Source organism: Methanosarcina barkeri str. Wiesmoor, from assembly GCF_000969985.1.
Lineage (GTDB): Archaea > Halobacteriota > Methanosarcinia > Methanosarcinales > Methanosarcinaceae > Methanosarcina > Methanosarcina barkeri_B.
Genome location: NZ_CP009526.1, coordinates 4,673,046 through 4,693,684, shown reverse-complemented (window position 1 = coordinate 4,693,684; position 20,639 = coordinate 4,673,046). Strand labels below are relative to the sequence as shown.

The window sequence follows — 20,639 nt, the reverse complement described above, 5'->3', positions numbered from 1 at the left end:
TTCTGATGAGTTATCTTACCCTGATGAGTTATAGGAAAACATAAGACTGATTTCAAGCCCTTATTTTTTGGCCTCAATTTCTGATTTGCAGACTTCGTTAACCTTTTTCGCAACGCTGTACCAGCTGTAATTTTCAGTAACATAACTTAAACCTTTTGAACCCAATTTCATTCTTAAATCGGGATTTTCAAGCAGCTTTAATATGCATTCTGCAAGAGCGCTCGGGTTTTCAGGAAGGACAGGAATTCCCCCTTCTGAAATCTCAAGTACCTCGAATACGCCACTTATATTGCTTGCAACTACAGGTTTTCCGCAAGCCATGTATTCATATAACTTCAAAGGAGATAGGCCTATTTTTTCGTTTCTGGCAAATATAAAAGGAGCGGTACAGATATCGCTGGCATTAATGTAGAGAGATACGCGATCGTAGGCAATCACACCCGTAAAAATGAACCTGTTCTCAACTCCGAGTTCCCGGGAAAGTTTTATAAGATCGTTTTTCATGACCCCGTCTCCGACAATCAAAAAGCGGCATTCCGGAAATCTGGAAAGTATGAATGGAGCTGCCTTTATTAGATACTCGACACCCTGCCAGGGAGCTAGATTACCCACAAAGCATACGAAAGGAATTTCAAGATCCAGACCAAGTTTTCTTCTGCAGGTTTCCTGTTCCAGAGGCCGGAAAAGAGAAGTGTTGGCCCCATTGGAAACAACGACTATTTTTTCTCCAGGGATTTTATAGTCCTTCTCAAGATTTACTTTTATTCCGGGAGTCACAGCAATAATTCTGTCCGAAAACCCGAGAGCTTTCTTGAGAATAAACAATTTTAGCCTGGAATGTGCAGAGACATATCGGTTTGAGAAACTACTTCTTTTTTTGGGATGCGAGAATTTATCTCCTTCGGATTTTTTCCTGAAGAGATTCTTTTCGTCTTCAGGAATTCCATTTAATTCATAAATAATTCTTTTGCATCTGCTTTTACAGAAGACCCCGGCAAGAAAGCCAAAATTGGGATTGCGAGTATATAGCACATCAAAATTTTCGGAGCCCAGAAGGTATATGGAGTTTCTGAAATAGTTGACAGTAAGTGAAAAGAAATTCCCAGGAGGGACATAATGGCTGTGAACATTGGTCACGCTCGAAAAGGAAGTCTTGCCAACGGTAAAAATATGGATCTCATTGTCAAGTCTGGCAAGATTGCTAACAAGCTCGTATCTGTGGATAAGCGAGCCATCAGCAAGAGAAAGGGGCCTTACCATATCAAGAAAAAGCATCTTCAAATTATCACCTGTAAATGAATTGCCTTTTCGAGATGTTTTCTAATCTTCACTGCTTCTTCTCCTTTACATTTCTTGAATTCTGATCAAAATTACTTGAGATTCTGGATAACAGTCCTCCAAATCCCTGGTTTCTGTAGTAAGCCCTTACTTCAGGGTCCTGGATTTTATTCTCTCTTTTAATCACCGAACCAAAATACCCCCAACAGTAGGCAATTCCTGTATAGTAGGGAGACTTCAGGGAAAGATGAAATACGTTTAAGAGGGTCATGAAATAGTTTTTGCCAAGGTAATAAGCCATCCATCCGTTTTTGAGATATCCATTCCAGAGTCCGTTAGCAGCACTCGTTTTACGCTTCTGGACCTGGACTGCCTCAGTATACTGCATGAGCCGCCAGCCTCGCAAGAGAGCTTTTATATTAGAAATTGAATCTGGGGACGGCTCAACCTGATAACCGCCAGTCTCGAAGAAGCACTCTTTCTTCCAGATCCTTCCTGTGCCTCGAGGAAGGTTTTTTGCAGTTACTTCCAGGGAAAGTTTTCCGTTAGTATCATAATATACCCCCCCACTTACAATTCCGAGAGAATTATCCTTTTTAAACTCAGCCAGAAGTTTTCCAAAATAATTTTCTTCAAGCACCGTATCAGCATCAAGAAGGCCTATATACTCGAATTCAATATTATTTTCCCTACAATACTCAAGAGCATAGTCAAAGCCCTGTTTGCAGACATAACTGTAGTGAAAAGTAATGTCTCTTGGTCTTGGAGGTAATCTTATACTCCGAATCCAGGGCCAGTTTGACCGCAGGCCTTCGAGAATACTTGGTGTTTCATCCGTACTTCCATCATCGACTATAATCCATAACTCCGGTTTTAATTCTTGTTCGATTACAGCCTTCGAAACTTCGGGAAGATTTTGTTCTTCATTCTTTGCAGGCGTAACCAGCAGATACTTTCCTTTTAATTCAGCTCCTATCTGCCCACCACCTGTAGATTTCTTCTCCACTTGTCATCCATGCCCCTTTTCCGGAGCAGTACTGAAGCACCTTCTCATACATCCTCACCCAGTCTTTTCGAAAATTGCAACTGAACGCGAAATTATGCCACAGCAGGGTAATAACACCGTTGAGGCCTGCTGTAGTATCAATTAGATTTTTTGTGCGTTCCCAGGCTTCCTCATAAGATTTTGAAGTAGCAAAAAGAGCAGCGTCCATAACGATAAGTGGAATTTCGAGGATATCAATTTCTTTTTCTGTTTTAAGGTTATATGGACTGAAAGGGTGGCACATTCCATTCCTGAAGCCGACTGAGTATCTATGCCCGAAAGTGGAGTCATAGCTAAAACCGGCATCTGCAAGTATTTCCCAGGAGTCTGGAGTTTTGAATCGGAGGTAATGATTGCGAAAACCTATTACTTTTTTACCCAGAACTGCTTCAAGTCTTTCTTTTTCTTTTTTTATTTTTTCTGGGCTATCGTATGAATAGTAACCTCCGTGAAGACCAATCTCCCATCCTCTATCTAAAACTTCTCCCAGATGATGTTCTATGTCTTCTATATTATATCGGAATCTTATTGGATCGGCTTCTGCAGTAATGAAGTAAAAAGAGGACTTTGCTTCAAAACTAGCTTCAATATCCATAATTTTAGAAAAATTAAGGTAAGGAGAGTAGTCTATTCCCCTCAATTTCCACAGTAACTGAGCTGCAGAATCCTTGAAATTTAACTGTTTAAGGCTGTAAGCTGATGACAACAAGCTATGGGAAAGAGGTGGATAAATATCGTCTACATCATGAGTCAAACAAACGGCAAATGATTTATTTTCGGGGAACTTGACATGCATCTTATTTTCCATAAGATACCTGGAGACCTCGGGATCAGAGGCATTTCGTAGATCTTTTTCAGAGAAAAGAAAACGCTGGTGTTCATCCATCTTTTCGGGATAATATTCTTCTTTTCGGGTGAAAAGATCCCAAATATTCTGGTTTTCCATTAGCAATTTATACATAAGACTCATCCGAAACCGAAGATAAAGAAAATCCAGATTTTTTTTCAGGAAGATTTTCTATAAGCTTGACCATGAACTCGGTAACATTGATTTTATCCCTGAGAAGGGCAGCCCTTTTAAGACCCCAGCTTTTCTTAAGTTCCGAATCTTTGAAAAGTTCTGTGATTTTTATTATGGCAGATTGCGAATCACTGTAATTAAAAAGCAAACCGTACTTCCTCTCAAGTTCAGAAAAATTTCCCATAGTTCCTGCAAGAGTGGAAATATAGATTGATGGAGTTCCCAGGATTGCACTCTCAACAGCCATCGTTGCCCCCTCACCCACATATAGAGTGGCATAATAGAGCAAATGGTGAATTTTTTCTGGAGAAACCCATACTCTATACTTCTCAAACTCTTTTTCCAGAGGGCCTTCTGAAGTTATGAATACTTTTCCGAATTTTTCGGCTTCCTGGACAAGTGCTACTTTATCTTTAATTCCATGCTGGCCGACATCGTGATGCGCACCCCATGAAACAAAGCGAAGGATTGTAAAAGGCTCCCCCTCCTCTACCCCGAGGTCTTTCAGGGTCTCAGGACGGGGAGTAAAATAAGATGGATGAAGATAAGCCAGTTCATGATATCCACTATACCTTATCTGTTTTCGTCCTTCATTTTTTAGATAGCATGAAGGGGTGCAGATTATGTTACAGAAGGGATAGGTTAACTTCTGGGCCAGTAATGCGTGTTCGGTGTCGTTAAAAATTATGGATTTTTTCCGCTGTATCCAGGCTACCTGAGCTACAGCTGGAGAAAGGATACCTATAAAAAGGTCAGGATCAAATTGCTGGGTAATTTTAAAAGTTTTAAACTCTCTTATGAACCATTCTTCAAGCAAATTAATCTTTCCTGGTTTTACTTTACTCAAAACCGTATGCGGAATTCCGTAGGCGTTCAAGAGCTCTATTACTACATCCTTGTCTCGCGAAACTACCATTACTTGATGCCCTTTTTTCTCAAGACTCCATATAGTGTTTTTAAAAAAATGAACATGGGCTGGATGCCCTATATCGACAAGAACTCTCAACTTTTCACTCCCCAATTAATATTTCCTATGATAATATACCAAAAGACAGTCTGTCTGCTCGAGTACCTTTCGAGATTGAGAGTTAGGACACTAACCTTGAACCTGATTTAAAAGCATATGAGATGAATTAATATCAACAAATCAGGAAACCTTCCTGCATTTTTCTCTCTCAACTTTAACAACAGTATGCAGTCAAATCCTGGTTTCCACTCAACCCCGATTTCAAAACTGTTCTATCAGATAGAACTCTCCCACCTCATTCTATGTTAAAAAGTGACAACTATCCTTCTCCAGCGGCTGGAGACCCCCCTTAATAGTGTCCCTATGATACTAAATTTTTTAATTTAGTCAGAGTCATTAACAAACAATATTATGATTAGAAGATAAATGGCTCAAAGATAAATAGCTATGGAAACATAGTTACTAAATTAAGATAACTAGAATTATCAATGTTGAGAATTATAGATATTATATTCTTAAAAATAGAAAAATAAACATTATTTAGCTTTTTCTAATTTGGTAGGAAAATAAACTTACTGGAAGAAACAAAAGAAATACTGAGTAAATAAATATATAATCATTAGGAGGATTACTTTATATATATTATTTCAAAGCCTGCAAAGAGGAAACTAGCAATGAAGCATACTATAAGAGGATAAATTCCCATATCTATTGAGTCCACAGAAAACTCATCTTCTTCTCTAGAGGCCAGCAGCATTTCCTTCATACCCACAAGAGCGATTAGTCCCACGACCGTTATCTGATAATATACAGGGATTCCAAAATCCGTCGAGAGGAAGCAGATACCTAAGTCTGAAAGAGAATTCTCCGCTGCAAACTCTGCGCTCAAGCCAAGTATTGAAAACATTATAAGATCCCCAAAAACTTCTGTAAAGGAGTTATCAAAACATGTATTAAATCTAACTATACAAGTTATAAAGCCTTTAAACTATATAAACTTATAAAAAATTATTAGTAATTTGGGCTAAAAAACTGTATAGATTGGCAGTTTCTATAGTAAACCTGGAATGAGGTCCTATCAAAAAATAAATAAGAATTGGAATTGATTACTCTCCAATTCTCAATAAAGAGGTTCAATTTATGAAAATTTCCGTTATAGGGTCAGGATATGTGGGCTCGGTCACAGCCGCATGTTTTGCAGAAGTCGGGCATGAAGTAGTCTGTGTAGATATCGACAAGAAAAAGATGGATCAAATAAATTCAGGCATTCCCCCGATCTATGAAGAGGGACTTGGAGAGCTTTTGCAAAAATATGCAGGAAAAAGTCTCACTGCAACCACTGACTATGAATTTGCAATCAAGAATACGGACATTTCCTTTATCTGCGTAGGAACTCCTTCCGCAGAAGATGGGAGTATAGACCTTTCAATTGTTCGTGCAGCAACAGCAAGTATAGGGGCAGTACTGGCAAAGAAAGAAGGCTACCATGTAGTAGTTGTTAAAAGCACAGTTGTGCCCGAGACAACTGAAAAATTTGTCCTTCCTATCCTTGAAGAAACTTCAGGAAAGATAGCCGGAAAAAACTTTGGAGTTGCAATGAATCCCGAATTCCTCAGAGAAGGGAAGGCCGTCTACGACTTCATGCATCCTGATAAAATAGTTGTTGGAGCAATTGACCAGAAATCAGGAGATCTTGTCTCAGAACTTTACCGGACCTTTAAATGTGAAGTCACCCGCACGAGTCTATCAACAGCGGAAATGATCAAATATGCAAATAACTCTCTTCTAGCAACTAAAATATCCTTTGCTAATGAGATTGGCAACATTTGCAAACGGTTAAACGTTGATACCTACGAGGTTATGAAAGCGGTAGGTAAGGATTCCAGGATATCCCCAAAGTTTTTGAATTCAGGAGCAGGATTTGGAGGGTCTTGTTTCCCAAAAGATGTAAAAGCACTTATAGGAAAGGCAAAAGAAATAGGATATTCTCCAGTGCTTCTGGAATCCGTAATTGGAGTAAACGAAAAACAGCCAATTCTTATGACCGAAATACTACAGAAGAAAATAGGAAGCCTTGAGGGTAAAAAAGTTGCAGTCCTTGGGCTTGCTTTTAAAAATGATACGGATGATATAAGGGAGTCTAGATCTATCCCTATCATTGCTGAACTTCTAAGACTAGGAGCAGAGGTTTCGGCTTACGACCCAATGGCAATCGAGAATATGAAGCGAATCTTTCCAACAATTGAATACTCCGGGAAAGCTAAAGATGCTCTTGAAGGTGCTGACGCCTGCCTTGTAATGACAGAATGGAGTGAGTTCAAGCAACTTGACTCTGAATTTGAAGTCATGAAAGAAAAGATAGTAGTTGATGGAAGGCGGATAATTAAAGCGAAAAATATAGATTATGAGGGTCTCTGCTGGTAAAAACCAGCAGAAATCATTTCCTCTTTTTACACAAATTTATATGATATGACTTTGCTGGCCTTTAACTGCCCTTATAAATAGGATCTTATTTGCTTGAAGGTTCCTTTACCTCTGCTAGGATTTCTCTTAAGTACTCAAGTACGTCTTCTCTAAGGTTTTCGTTTTCAAGGGCAAAATCTACTATTGATTTCACGTACCCTAACCTGTCGCCAGTATCGAATCTTTTTCCTTTGAACCTGCATGCGTATATCATCTGTGACCTGTTAAGAACCCGAATCCCATCAGTCAACTGGATTTCGTTTCCTACCCCTGTCCCGGCTTCTTTTATACAGTCAAATATTTCAGGGGTGAAAACATAGCGGCCTATTGCTCCCATATTTGAGGGAGCATTTTCAGGTGACGGTTTTTCAACAATGTCCTCCAGTACATAGAGAGAATTACTAAGAGGCTTGCCCTTTATAATTCCATAACTACTTAATTTTTCACGAGGGACTTCTTCCACTGCAAGCGTGGACCTCCCATATTTCTCAAAATTATCTATGAGTTGGGCAGTGCAGGGCTTGTTATTCACAATAATATCGTCTCCAAGAAGCACGGCGAAAGGTTCGTCTCCAATGTGGTTTTCTGCCCTGAGAACTGCATCCCCGAGCCCGTTAGGTTCTTTCTGGCGGATATAGTGAATATCCACAAGGGAAGAAACATTCCTGACAAGTTTAAGAAGTTCGGTATTGTGCTTTTTCGCAAGATGCATTTCGAGTTCAGGAGAATCATCGAAATAATCTTCAATTGCCCGTTTACCCCTGCCTGTGATAATGATTATATCCTCAATTCCCGAGGCAATGGCTTCCTCTACAACATATTGAATCACAGGTGTGTCAATAATAGGAAGCATCTCTTTTGGCATTGACTTGGTGGCAGGAAGGAAACGGGTCCCAAGACCAGCTGCCGGAATAAGTGCTTTTTTAACGGTCAAAATAAACTCTCCGGTAAAGGGATTCTATAAAAAGTTATTCATATAGTTAGGCAAATAATACTCTTTAACCAGAATATCTTTAATTTTCTCTGGTTATCTATTCATTCCACATATAGGGAATGAGATAAAAGTATTTTCTGATTACTTTATGACATTATAAAGTATTAATCGAAAGAACGATTATGGGAGAATTTTCCATGGCTGCAAAGAATAAAATACTTGTGACAGGAGGAGCCGGTTTTATAGGGAGCCATCTTGTAGATCGTTTTATAGAAAAAGGAAGTAGGGTTACTGTTTTTGATAACCTGAGTTCAGGAAAAATGGAATTTATAGAAGATCATTTTGAAAACCCAGACTTCACCCTAATAAAAGGAGACCTTCTTGACCAGGAAGCGATAAAAAAGGCCTGTAAAGGTATTGACTTTGTTTGTCACGTGGCCGCAAATCCTGATGTCAGGCTCGGAGCCTCTGATACCAGAGTTCATTTAGATCAGAATATTCTGGCGACTTATAACCTTCTGGAAGCAATGAGGAAAAACAATACTAAAAAAATTGCGTTTACTTCCACCTCAACCGTTTATGGGGAAGCGAGTATTATGCCTACTCCGGAAGATTACGGCCCCCTTATTCCTATATCTCTTTACGGTGCCTCTAAACTGGCTTGCGAAGCCTTCATTACTTCATATTCTCATACATTTGATATGCAGGCCTGGATATTTCGCTTCGCAAACATTGTTGGCCCACGCAGTACACACGGGATTACGGTAGACTTTATAAAAAAGCTGTGGAATAATGCTAGTTTGCTGGAAGTCCTGGGAGATGGCAAACAGGAAAAATCCTACCTCCATGTTTCGGAGTGCGTTGACGCGATATTGTTTTTAATCGAGAACAGCGACGAAAAGGTAAACATCTTTAATATCGGCTCCGAAGACACCATCAGTGCCACAGAGATAGGAGAGGCTGTTATAGAAGAGATGGGGCTTTCTAATGTTGAATTTACCTATACAGGAGGGAACAGAGGCTGGAAAGGCGATGTGCCAAAGATGAGATTAGGAATTGAAAAAATGAAACGTTTGGGCTGGAAACCGGTCTATACATCAGAGAGAAGCATTAGGGAAACGGCGAAGGCATTACTTGAGGAAAAGCTAGTAGAATAACTTTTATTCCAGTTTTTCCTAAACAATTTTTTGTTGATCAGTATAAAATTAAAGGCAAAATTACTGTTTGACTTCGCTTTTGACTCTGAATAAGTACCTTCGTATTAGAGAAAGTTCATGGTCTGTGAATCCGCCTACTAGGAACATCATAACCAGATAGATAAGTACACCCATACCTGCAATCTCAAAAAGCTCAACGATGCTTAAGATAGCGAAGTAGGAAACAAAGAGATACATAACTATTGAAGACAGAACGCTTTTTGCAATATCATGAAGATAAAAATCAAGTTTAAAGTGTTTCAAGGAAATATGCATACAAAGCACAGCCATTAAAAAGTAAGAAAATAAGGTTGACAATGAGGCTCCAACAATTCCAATGGAAGGTATCAGTAGAAGGTTAATCAATACATTCGAAACTGCTGCAACAATATTAATGTAGGTCGCAGTTTTTGTTTGCTTGATAAGGAGCATTGTGTTGACAAATATCTGGAAGATTCCTGCCAGAAGACCTGAGAAGGCAATAATGGGAATCACAAGCCAGCCCGAAAGAAAATCGTCAGTGGTAAGAATCCCAAGCAAAGGTTTTGCAAGAGCTGAGAGACCGAAGACTGCAGGAATTGAGAAGAGAAGGAAATATCTTAGAGAATGAGACATACAAATTCTTACTTCATCCATTTTATTTTCATCGAAAAGCTTTGATAACTCGGGAAGAAGAATGAGCTGAAGAGAGCTTACAAAAAGCTGTATAAGACTGCCAATTGAGCAGGCTGCCGAATATACGCCCACGCTTCTAAGGCCGAGAAAATAAGTAACCATATATCTGTCACTTGATTCTGTAATCCACCTTACAAGTGAATTGGGAGTTAACGGTAGAGAAAATTGCAAATACTCTTTTATGTAAGTAAATCGCGGGATAACGAATCCTATCTGTGATATGATCATCAGAAGAGAAATTAAAAAAATGGAGCCCTGTACAAGTAGAGTAGCCGCGATTACACCAAGAAGCCCGTATCCCATTTTGAGAAGAAAAAGAATAAAAAACAATTTTCCAAACGTTTCAAAAAGGGTTAAGTAAGAAAATGTCTGAATCTGCCTGAAAATCCTGAAATAAAAAAGAGATATAGACTCAATTACAGTCAGGAGAATTAAAAGGGAACCTGCCTGGATAAAATAAGTTGCATGAGGGTCTTTAAAACCGAAAGTAGCAAGAGGCTCTGCAAACGTATAGAGTAAAAATGAGGCCAACAGACCGGATATAGTTACAAAAAAGAGAATTGAATATACTGCTTCTCTTATTATTTTGGGTTCCGTTTCAGAAGATAAAAACCTGACAAAACCCATAGAGAGGCCCATCAGTGCGAGGGGAGAGATGAGAGATACAGTGGTATTGATCTGGGCCCAGAGTCCATAGTCGTATGTCCCAAGGGTTTTTGTGATTATCGGAAGGAGGAAAAAAGTTCCCAGGCTTGTAAGTACCTGAACTGTCCCGATAAAACCAACATCCTTTGCAAACTTTTGATATGACACCATATCACCTTAAAAAGAATTCCGTTTTTAAGAATTTCCATTGAAAGAAGTTATGAAAATAGCCTCACACGAAAGTTTTTCTTGCGACTTGACCCGACTCACTATCCAGATCCTGATATTTAAATCCTTTTGAATGCTGATCGTCTTGCTCAAGTTTCAATCTCTCAGTAAAAGTTTTATTTATAAATATATTATAATAAGTTTCATTCATATAAAATACCTTTAATTTTGAATTCAAAAGTTTCAATATATCATACTTATATTCAGTGTTAACTCCAAATTTTTATAGATACATTTTTTTCAACAACAAATTTCAACTACCCCCAGTAAAAGATTTCTACAAAAGATAAAAGCCTTTGTGTTGAGATAAATTTTGGTAAAATTCAGTACAATTTTGGTAGAAGTTCAGTTCATGTCTGGATATGACTTCCCAAAAAGCATAGGTGAGACAAAAATAATTCAGAATAAAAAACCGTAAGTTCTGGCTTATTAGAAAACACAATTAGAAATCTTACACAAAGTAGGTATAAATCCGAAAGATATCCTGATCTTAGAATAAAACTTTTACAAAGAAGAATAAGTTTGGGAGCAAAAACAAATAAATTAATCCTGATTAATAGGTCTAGAAACCGTACTAACTCACTTAAAAAGATTATTTCAGGAGAATCTGAATAAGTCATGTTTTTAGTACCTTAAAAGAAAAAAGTTCCAAAACATCCAACAGCAGAAGTTTATTCTTGGGTCGGAAGTAATGGAAAATCTTATTTGAGAATTTAAATTTTATCTGTATACAAGATTCAGTTTTGGCACCTGATTCATGTTTCCGCAGTCAGCACTGTAGAAGGCGATATAGTTATCATTTTCACTGCGGGCTTTTATAAGGAAACCTGTGTTTTCGTACCTGCCACTGACGTACTCTTTTACAAGATCGGTTACATTGAGTTCATAATACCTGTTATCTGGCAAACTACTGGCTCTCAGAGTTAATGTAGCATACGGAGTACTTCCCTGGAGAACACCATTTCTGTCATACCAATCTCCTCCTGCGTTATTCCAGGCAATATCTTTATTCTTTTTATTCCAGCTTACATAGTCAGGGTTCCAAGAAACAGGCCTGTAAATCTCGATAACCGTATCATTTGATCGTGTGCTGGAAGGGTAATACCAGAAAAGAGAAAGAGTTGCACTGTCTACCTCTGTGGCACTGGTATATTCACTTAAATTAAACGATATAACATCTCTGTACTTCCCGACATTACTTAATTCTCCTGCATCGATAAATGGTGTGTCAGAAAAAACGCCCTCAGGCGAGATTTCACGTAGACGGTTGTCTTTTGCGTCAGTAATAGTTGCATTTGCAGTTACCCTTTTCTCAATATTAAGTTTCGGCACCTGATTCATGTTTCCGCAGTCAGCACTGTAGAAGGCGATATAGTTATCATTTTCACTGCGGGCTTTTATAAGGAAACCTGTGTTTTCGTACTTGCCACCGACATACTCTTTTACGAGATCGGTTACATTGAGTTCATAATACCTGTTATCTGGCAAACTACTGGCTCTCAGGGTTAATGTAGCATACGGAGTACTTCCCTGGAGAACACCATTTCTGTCATACCAATCTCCTCCTGCGTTATTCCAGGTAATATCTTTATTCTTTTTATTCCAGCTTACATAGTCAGGATTCCAAGAAACAGGCCTGTAAACCTCGATAATAGTATCATTTGGTCGTGTGCTGTAAGGGTAGTACCAGAAAAGGGAAAGAGTTGCACTGCTGATTTCAGTAGCATTGGTGTATTCGCTTACGTTAAACCATATAAGATCTCTGTATTTGCCAACACGGCTTATTCCCCCTACATCGAGAAATGACTTCTCCGAAAAGACATCGTCAGGAGAAGCTTCACGCATACGGTTGTCGTACATCTCTCCAGAGAGATTCAAAGAGGTTCCTGAAAGAGACGCGTAGATTGTGTTTCCATATCTTCCTATATTGATTCTGTTTCCATTGTTTTCGGGCTCGTTAGAGTAATCCGAGAAAGAACACCCGGCATCAATACAGGGAGAACTTACAGTATCCTTAACCCAGGTTTCTCCGTTCCAGCGGCCTGAGACGGATTGAATATGGTATTCATGGTTTTCTGAGTCTGCAAAAAGAGGGTTTACATGGATATCAGTTGTCGACGCGCAGTTTCTATAGTTACCTGCTGAGTTATTGTAAAGACAGTTATTTTCCAGCACAAAGGAATGTGTTGCAGGTAGGTAATTCATAATTCCATACCCTGTCCCACTCGGAGACTTTGTGCGCAACCTGGTATTTACAATTATGTTATTGCGGACAATTGTTGTGAATCCATCACCTTCTGGCACATAGGTTGGGGAATAACTGTTGATATACATATTGGCGATTGCAGTGTGGTAGATTCCGTCAAATACATTGTTTTCAATAACAGTGTCTTCGAATCCGCCAGTTATGATACCGCCTACCCAAGTAATGCTAGGATTAGTGCCCGTGTCATAGAAAGTATTGTGATGGATGTAGACATTTTTCGCTTGGTCTCTGGTAGCAGAAGAGCTATCATAGTTAAAAAGCCAGATTCCAGGGCCATAGGTGTTAGATATAGTATTATCATAGATCTCTATATCATCCATAATTCCTGCAGACTTTTCTATCTGAATGGCCGCCCCGCCTGCACTCCAGTGATAGAAAGAATTGATTACATTATTATGGAATTTTACATGGTTTGAGTTCCAGATTCTAAGACCGCTGTTAGTCCTGCAAGTTATTGTATTATTCCAGGCTTCTACATTCTGACACTGAATTGCAAACAGACCGTCGTGTCCGAGCTTATAGATAGTATTGTTGTAAAACTTGACGTTCTCACTATATTTTATCCTCAGCCCGTCTCCATGACCATCATGCATATACATATTGTATACTTCTACGTTATTGCAGTAAAGGAAGTAAATCACATTATAATATCCTTTACCCTTAGCGAACTCGGTGTTACCGTCATGGTTCACATTAACCTCAAACCCTCTTATTACAATGTTGTTATTTCCGGAATTGCTCATCTGCTTGATCAAAGGTTTCATTGTAACCCAGCCTGCATGATCAACCAGCTTGATCACAGCAGTAGAATCCCCTTCAAGAATAGTATTGCTGCCGATGAGAATAGTATCGTCAATAACATATGTAAAAGGACCTTTAAGGTAGACAGTTGTATATTCAGAATTATCGGCCACAAACTTAAGGGCCTGATTTATCTGTACATGATCATCTTTTCCATCGCAGTTAAAATCTCCACTACCGTCCCCTGCAACGTAAACAGTTGGTGCAGGACTTCGGCATAAAGCAGTAGGAACGCTTGCAAGAATAAGGCAACCTACCAATAAAAAGACTCCTAATTCTCGTTTTAATATCGAGATTACCTGGGATTGATCACAACAGCGCATATTGTTAATTTTCGTAGGTAGATTTTCATGTGGTGACGTATCAATATCCCCGCAAAGTTTGTTATTATTTGTCAAAAGTTTATTTAATATTCTGTTTCTCGCAAATTGGATCTGATTTTTTAAACAGTATCCACTCTCCGATATTCAAGGCTATAGAAAAGTTCTGGAGAGTTTATTCATGGCAAATGCTACTGAATCCAATAAAATGCAATAAATAAGGGACTCAGAATAAATCTCCTATTTTCAGGCCAATTCCTCGAACTCACCTAATCCCCCCATGAAACATAGTGAATAATCTGAGTATTAGCCTTCAATTAAATTTCTATAGTCAACACTGTAAACTATATCGCGATGTTATAAAAATATATGTGCAAACTTACTAAATATTTAGGGAGTTGCATAGTGATTGAGAGAACAAATAAGTCTTTGGAATGAGAAAAGTCAAAATCAAAATATAGTTTTATTAAATCTATGCTGGAATCAAATTTAGAAAGTAAATTCCAGATATTCATTTTTAATGGAAGGTCTTCTTTTGATAATATATCGCATAGTTTTGGCAAAGTCAACTTTTTGCTTTTACCTTAAAAGAGGAAATTAGACACTTAAAAACAGCTATACAAATGATTAAGAGTAAGATGATATCGATTAAGACTCCACAAAGGATAGAAAATTACCCGGAAACCCTGCCAAAAATAGAAAAGAATACGGAAGTTAGAGAGGAGTGTGGAAGTTAGGCATAACCATCTGACATATCATAAAAGTACTGTTAGATAATATTGCTCCAATTCCATTCTTGCAACTCCATTCTAGCTACGTTCTTAAGATATTCCGATCATTCTCTTGAAAAAGCTTGTTTTATCTAGTGCATCGATCCACATATCCTCAAAAATCAGGGATAAACGCAGATGAACCCAGAAAGTTTCAATTCTTGTTTACCTTGTCCATTTATAGTTTTTCCTGGAAATTCATTGATCAACGTTGATTTTAAAGTTCAGCTATTCCTCCAATCCGAAAGATAAATTATTCAAACAAGGATCTTCAGGAGATACTTCGTAAATGTAGCTGTCGTACACATTAGAAAGGTTCAAAGAGTCTTCTTCAACCACACTTATTATTGCACCTTCAGAATCTTTGAAAATACCATCGCTTACTTCAAAATATATCTTGTATATTCCTTCCTGTCCTTCTGAAGGCGTCCAGTTAAAAATCCCTGTTTCGTCAAAACTTGCGCCTTCAGGAAGAGCAGATGCTGAAAAGGTAAGATTGCCTCCATTCACATCAGAAGCTTTTACTGTAAAGTTCAAAGTTTCTCCAATCTTAACTGTAGTTTTGGGAATTGAATCGATAACCAGGCTCTGTGTGTCGATAGAAAGATCTTCAGAGTATGTGCAATTATCTTCGTCCACGTCAAAAACTTCCTCCGTAAAGTTAAGATCTTCATCAGTCTCATTTGTAGCTTCGGAGATATAGTCTGTTAACGAAGACTGCACAGTCTTTACTCTTGAACTCGATGACAGTGAAGCATAGATTGTGTTTCCATATCTTCCTATGTTGATCCTGTTCCCATTATTTTCCGGTTCTTTAGAATAATCAGACGAGGCATATCCGGAATCAATACAGGGAGAACTAACTTTGTCTTTAACCCATTTTTTTCCATTCCAGTGACCTGCAACTGACTGGAGGTGATAATCATGGTATTTCTGGTTTACAAATAATGGGTTTAAGTATATGTCAGATTTCGAAGTGCAGCCTTTATATTTGCCTGCTGAATTCTTGTAAAGGCAGTTATTCTCCAGCACAAAGTTATGGTTTTTAGTAAGATAATTTATCACTGCATACCCTGTTCCACTAGGGGCCTTTGTACGTTTCTGAGTGTTTACAATTATGTTGTTACGGACAATTGTTGTGTATTTTGACGAGTACTTTGGAGAATAAGCTTCTGGATACATATGAATAACAGCAGCATGGTATACGCCGTCAAAAATATTATTTTCAATTAGAGTATCATGGAACCCACTGGCTACAATACCTCCAACCCAGGTAATGCTCGGATTGGTACCTGTACCGTAGAAGACATTATTATAAATATGAACATTTTTCCCTTGATTTTTAGTAGCAGAGGTATCATAGTTGAAAATCCAGATTCCAGGGCCATAGGTGTTAGATATAGTATTATCATAGATCTCTATATCATTCATCATTCCTGCAGACTTTTCTATTTGAATGGCCGCCCCGCCTGCACTCCAGTGATAGAAAGAATTGATTACATTATTATATAATTTTACATGGTTTGAGTTCCAGATTCTAAGACCGCTGTTAGTTCTACAGGTTATTGTGTTTTTCCAGGCCTTTACGTTCTTACACTGAATTGCAAACAGACCGTCGTGCCCGAGTTTGTATATCCTGTTTTTATAAAATTTAATATTTTTTCCGTATTTTATCCTCAGCCCGTCTCCAAGTCCATCGTGCATATACATTTTGTATACTTTTACGTTATTACAGTTAGTAAAGTAAATCATATTATAGTACCCTTTACCCTTAGAAACTTTAGGATTACCGTCATGGTTTCCATTAATCTCAAACCCTCTTATTACAATGTTGTTATTTCCGGAACTGCTCATCTGCTTGATCATAGGTTTCATTGTAGCCCAACCTGCGTTGTTAGCCAGTTTAATAACAGCGTTTGAATCCCCTTCAAGAATAGTATTGCTGCCGATGAGAAGAGTATCGTCAATAACATACGTAAAAGGACCTTTGAGGTGAACAGTAGTATATTTAGAGTTCCCGGCCACAAACTTAAGGGCCTGATTTATCTGTACATGGTCATCTTTTCCATCGCAGTTAAAATCCCCACTACCATCTCCTGCAACATAAACAGTTGGTGCAGGACTTCGGCATAAAACAGTAGGAACGTTTGCAAGAATAAGGCAACTTATCAAGAAAAAGATCCCTAATTCTCTTTTTAGCATCTATATCACCTGAGACTACTGTGAAAATTTGTTAATAAGCTTACAGAGTAAGAACTGGGTGAAAGTACCCATATGTCTACAAAAATTACAATTGTTTATCAAATAATTAGACAAATTTCTTGCTCAGTTCACTGAATGGTGGATGAGATTTTTTAAATAGTATCCACTCTCCGATATTCAAGGCTATAGAAAAGTTCTGGAGAGTTTATTCATAGCGAAAGCTACTGAATCCAATAAAATACAATAAATAAGGGATCCAGAAGAAATCTCCCTTTTTTCAGGCTAATTCCTTAAATTCACCTAAGTCCCCCCATGAAACATAGTAAATAAATAATGTATTAGCCCTTAATTTAATTTCTATAGTCTACATTGTAAATTATATCCCAATGTTATAAAAGTATTTGGGCAAATCTGACAAATATTCGAAGAATTGCATCGTGTTCTAGGGAATAAATAAGTATTTGGAATGAGAAAAGTCAAAATTAAAACAGAGTTTATTGAGCCTACATCGTAACTAAATTCATGTGGTGGACTATAGCTCTTTATTTTGAGGTGAGTTCTTCTTTTGATAATATATTGCATAGTTTTGGCAAAGTCAACTTTTTACTTTTACTTTAAAAAAGGATTAAACACTTCAAAAACAGTTATGTAAATTATTAAAAATCGAATTTTATAGATTAAGACTCCACAAAGGATAGAAAATTACTAGGAAACCTGCCAAAAATAGAAAAGAATACGGAAGTTAGAAAGGAGTTTGGAAGTTAGGCATAACCATCTGACATATCATAAAAGTACTGTTAGATAATATTGCTCCAATTCCATTCTTGCAACTCCATTCTAGCTACGTTCTTAAGATATTCCGATCATTCTCTTGAAAAAGCTTGTTTTATCTAGTGAATCGATTTCACATATTCTTAATAAACCACGGACAAACGCAGATGAACCCAGAAAGTTTCAATTCTTGTTTACCTTGTCCATTTATAGTTTTTCCTGGAAATTCATTGATCAACGTTGATTTTAAAGTTCAGCTATTCCTCCAATCCGAAAGATAAATTATTCAAACAAGGATCTTCAGGAGATACTTCGTAAATGTAGCTGTCGTACACATTAGAAAGGTTCAAAGAGTCTTCTTCAACCACACTTATTATTGCACCTTCAGAATCTTTGAAAATACCATCGCTTACTTCAAAATATATCTTGTATATTCCTTCCTGTCCTTCTGAAGGCGTCCAGTTAAAAATCCCTGTTTCGTCAAAACTTGCGCCTTCAGGAAGAGCAGATGCTGAAAAGGTAAGATTGCCTCCATTCACATCAGAAGCTTTTACTGTAAAGTTCAAAGTTTCTCCAATCTTAACTGTAGTTTTGGGAATTGAATCGATAACCAGGCTCTGTGTGTCGATAGAAAGATCTTCAGAGTATGTGCAATTATCTTCGTCCACGTCAAAAACTTCCTCCGTAAAGTTAAGATCTTCATCAGTCTCATTTGTAGCTTCGGAGATATAGTCTGTTAACGAAGACTGCACAGTCTTTACTCTTGAACTCGATGACAGTGAAGCATAGATTGTGTTTCCATATCTTCCTATGTTGATCCTGTTCCCATTATTTTCCGGTTCTTTAGAATAGTCAGACGAGGCATATCCGGAATCAATACAGGGAGAACTAACTCTGTCTTTAACCCATTTTTTTCCATTCCAGTGACCTGCAACTGATTGGAGGTGATAATCATGGTATTTCTGGTTTACAAATAATGGGTTTAAGTATATGTCGGATTTCGAAGTGCAGCCTTTATATTTGCCTGCTGAATTCTCGTAAAGGCAGTTATTCTCCAGCACAAAGTTATGGTTTTTAGTAAGATAATTTATCACTGCATACCCTGTTCCACTAGGGGCCTTTGTACGTTTCTGAGTGTTTACAATTATGTTGTTACGGACAATTGTTGTGTATTTTGACGAGTACTTTGGAGAATAAGCTTCTGGATACATATGAATAACAGCAGCATGGTATACGCCGTCAAAAACATTATTTTCAATTAGAGTATCATGGAACCCACTGGCTACAATACCTCCAACCCAGGTAATGCTCGGATTGGTACCTGTACCGTAGAAGACATTATTATAAATATGAACATTTTTCCCTTGATCTTTAGTAGCAGAGGTATCATAGTTGAAAATCCAGATTCCAGGTCCATAGGTGTTAGATATAGTATTATCATAGATCTCTATGTCATTCATAATTCCTGCAGACTTTTCTATTTGAATGGCCGCCCCGCCTGCACTCCAGTGATAGAAAGAATTGATTACATTATTATGGAATTTTACATGGTTTGAGTTCCAGATTCTAAGACCGCTGTTAGTTCTACAGGTTATTGTATTATTCCAGGCTTCTACATTCTGACACTGAATTGCAAACAGACCGTCGTGCCCGAGTTTGTATATCCTGTTTTTATAAAATTTAATATTTTTTCCGTATTTTATCCTCAGCCCGTCTCCAAGTCCATCGTGCATATACATTTTGTATACTTTTACGTTATTACAGTTAGTAAAGTAAATCATATTATAGTACCCTTTACCCTTAGAAACTTTAGGATTACCGTCATGGTTTCCATTAATCTCAAACCCTCTTATTACAATGTTGTTATTTCCGGAACTGCTCATCTGCTTGATCATAGGTTTCATTGTAGCCCAACCTGCGTTGTTAGCCAGTTTAATAACAGCGTTTGAATCCCCTTCAAGAATAGTATTGCTGCCGATGAGAATAGTATCGTCAATAACATACGTAAAAGGACCTTTGAGGTGAACAGTAGTATATTTAGAGTTCCCGGCCACAAACTTAAGGGCCTGATTTATCTGTACATGGTCATCTTTTCCATCGCAGTTAAAATCCCCACTACCATCTCCTGCAACATAAACAGTTGGTGCAGGACTTCGGCATAAAACAGTAGGAACGTTTGCAAGAATAAGGCAACTTATCAAGAAAAAGATCCCTAATTCTCTTTTTAGCATCTATATCACCTGAGACTACTGTGAAAATTTGTTAATAAGCTTACAGAGTAAGAACTGGGTGAAAGTACCCATATGTCTACAAAAATTACAATTGTTTATCAAATAATTAGACAAATTTCTTGCTCAGTTCACTGAATGGTGGATGAGATTTTTTAAATAGTATCCACTCTCCGACATTCAAGGCTATAGAAAAGTTCTGGAGAGTTTATTCATAGCGAAAGCTACTGAATCCAATAAAATACAATAAATAAGGGATCCAGAAGAAATCTCCCTTTTTTTCAGGCTAATTCCTTAAATTCACCTAAGTCCCCCCATGAAACATAGTAAGTAAATAAAGTATTATCCCTCAATTTAATTTCTATAGTCAACAGTATAAACTATATCACAACGTTATATAACTATTTGGGCAGTCTTTTTAAATTTTTAGTCAGTCTGTGAGATTGTAAGAAGAACCTATGAAGATTCTGGACAACAACCGAAGTCAGAATCAGCTTTATTAAAAGATACTGGAGGTCTCAAAACTCTAACAATTTCTATAATTGGGAGGGACATTTTTGACTTAATTCTGAAGGAAATCATTCCAAAATTTATGCAGGGCTTACTCTTATCGCCAATAAATTATCTCAATTGTAGAATTGAATATCGTTTTGAGACTACCTGTACCACTATCGTTAAAGAAAACTATTGAATGATATCGCTAAAGTTGTACCGAATCTTTTTCAACTCCCTCCCAGCTATAATTCTCAAGGATGTATCTAGTGTCATGGCAATTTAATTATTGGGCATAATTTTTGATTTATTCTCATCAATATGTAACGATTCAGAG

Annotated in this window: 12 protein-coding genes; 2 read left to right on the top strand and 10 right to left on the bottom strand. The window is 37.7% G+C overall.

The window, feature by feature from the left end:
• Nucleotides 1-60 precede the first annotated feature (60 nt).
• From MSBRW_RS19315 to MSBRW_RS19295, 5 genes are all read right to left on the bottom strand, one after another.
• Nucleotides 61-1,275 carry a glycosyltransferase family 4 protein gene (locus MSBRW_RS19315; protein WP_011306130.1) on the bottom strand — a complete coding sequence of 405 codons (1,215 nt, stop codon included), beginning with the start codon at nt 1,273-1,275 and terminating at the stop codon, nt 61-63.
• 52 nt (nt 1,276-1,327) lie between these two features.
• Nucleotides 1,328-2,284, bottom strand: coding sequence for a glycosyltransferase family 2 protein (locus tag MSBRW_RS19310; RefSeq protein WP_011306131.1), 957 nt, complete (start codon nt 2,282-2,284; stop codon nt 1,328-1,330).
• Entirely contained in the window at nt 2,244-3,284 is a 1,041-nt protein-coding gene (locus tag MSBRW_RS19305) for a polysaccharide deacetylase family protein (protein WP_048102656.1), read from the bottom strand. Before MSBRW_RS19305 ends, MSBRW_RS19310 begins: the two co-directional genes overlap by 41 nt.
• On the bottom strand, nt 3,277-4,350 hold the full coding sequence (locus tag MSBRW_RS19300) for a DUF354 domain-containing protein (RefSeq protein WP_011306133.1): 1,074 nt from the start codon (nt 4,348-4,350) through the stop codon (nt 3,277-3,279). Before MSBRW_RS19300 ends, MSBRW_RS19305 begins: the two co-directional genes overlap by 8 nt.
• 589 nt (nt 4,351-4,939) lie before the next feature.
• Nucleotides 4,940-5,218, bottom strand: coding sequence for a hypothetical protein (locus MSBRW_RS19295; protein ID WP_011306134.1), 279 nt, complete (start codon nt 5,216-5,218; stop codon nt 4,940-4,942).
• Nucleotides 5,219-5,451: 233 nt separating this feature from the next.
• Here MSBRW_RS19295 and MSBRW_RS19290 point away from each other — a divergent pair, with 233 nt between their 5' ends.
• Complete coding sequence (locus MSBRW_RS19290) at nt 5,452-6,735, top strand: UDP-glucose dehydrogenase family protein (RefSeq protein ID WP_048136581.1); 1,284 nt, start codon at nt 5,452-5,454, stop codon at nt 6,733-6,735.
• An 85-nt stretch (nt 6,736-6,820) separates the two neighbouring features.
• Here MSBRW_RS19290 and galU read toward each other — a convergent pair whose 3' ends face one another.
• Nucleotides 6,821-7,708, bottom strand: coding sequence for a UTP--glucose-1-phosphate uridylyltransferase GalU (galU, locus tag MSBRW_RS19285; RefSeq protein ID WP_011306137.1), 888 nt, complete (start codon nt 7,706-7,708; stop codon nt 6,821-6,823).
• A 197-nt stretch (nt 7,709-7,905) separates the two neighbouring features.
• Between galU and MSBRW_RS19280 the strand changes: the two genes are divergently transcribed.
• Entirely contained in the window at nt 7,906-8,865 is a 960-nt protein-coding gene (locus MSBRW_RS19280) for an NAD-dependent epimerase/dehydratase family protein (protein WP_011306138.1), read from the top strand.
• Nucleotides 8,866-8,925: 60 nt separating this feature from the next.
• Here the strand turns inward: MSBRW_RS19280 and MSBRW_RS19275 are convergent, their stop codons facing one another.
• The 4 genes from MSBRW_RS19275 to MSBRW_RS19260 all read right to left on the bottom strand — a co-directional run bounded on the left by MSBRW_RS19275 (nt 8,926) and on the right by MSBRW_RS19260 (nt 19,813).
• The gene (locus tag MSBRW_RS19275; protein WP_048102657.1) at nt 8,926-10,395 is read right to left on the bottom strand and encodes a flippase; all 1,470 of its coding nucleotides are present in this window, start codon (nt 10,393-10,395) and stop codon (nt 8,926-8,928) included.
• Nucleotides 10,396-11,172: 777 nt separating this feature from the next.
• On the bottom strand, nt 11,173-13,842 hold the full coding sequence (locus tag MSBRW_RS19270; RefSeq protein WP_080565330.1) for a disaggregatase related repeat-containing protein: 2,670 nt from the start codon (nt 13,840-13,842) through the stop codon (nt 11,173-11,175).
• A gap of 995 nt (nt 13,843-14,837) precedes the next feature.
• The gene (locus MSBRW_RS19265; RefSeq protein WP_011306141.1) at nt 14,838-16,811 is read right to left on the bottom strand and encodes a right-handed parallel beta-helix repeat-containing protein; all 1,974 of its coding nucleotides are present in this window, start codon (nt 16,809-16,811) and stop codon (nt 14,838-14,840) included.
• Nucleotides 16,812-17,839: 1,028 nt separating this feature from the next.
• Complete coding sequence (locus MSBRW_RS19260) at nt 17,840-19,813, bottom strand: right-handed parallel beta-helix repeat-containing protein (RefSeq protein ID WP_011306142.1); 1,974 nt, start codon at nt 19,811-19,813, stop codon at nt 17,840-17,842.
• Nucleotides 19,814-20,639: the final 826 nt, after the last annotated feature.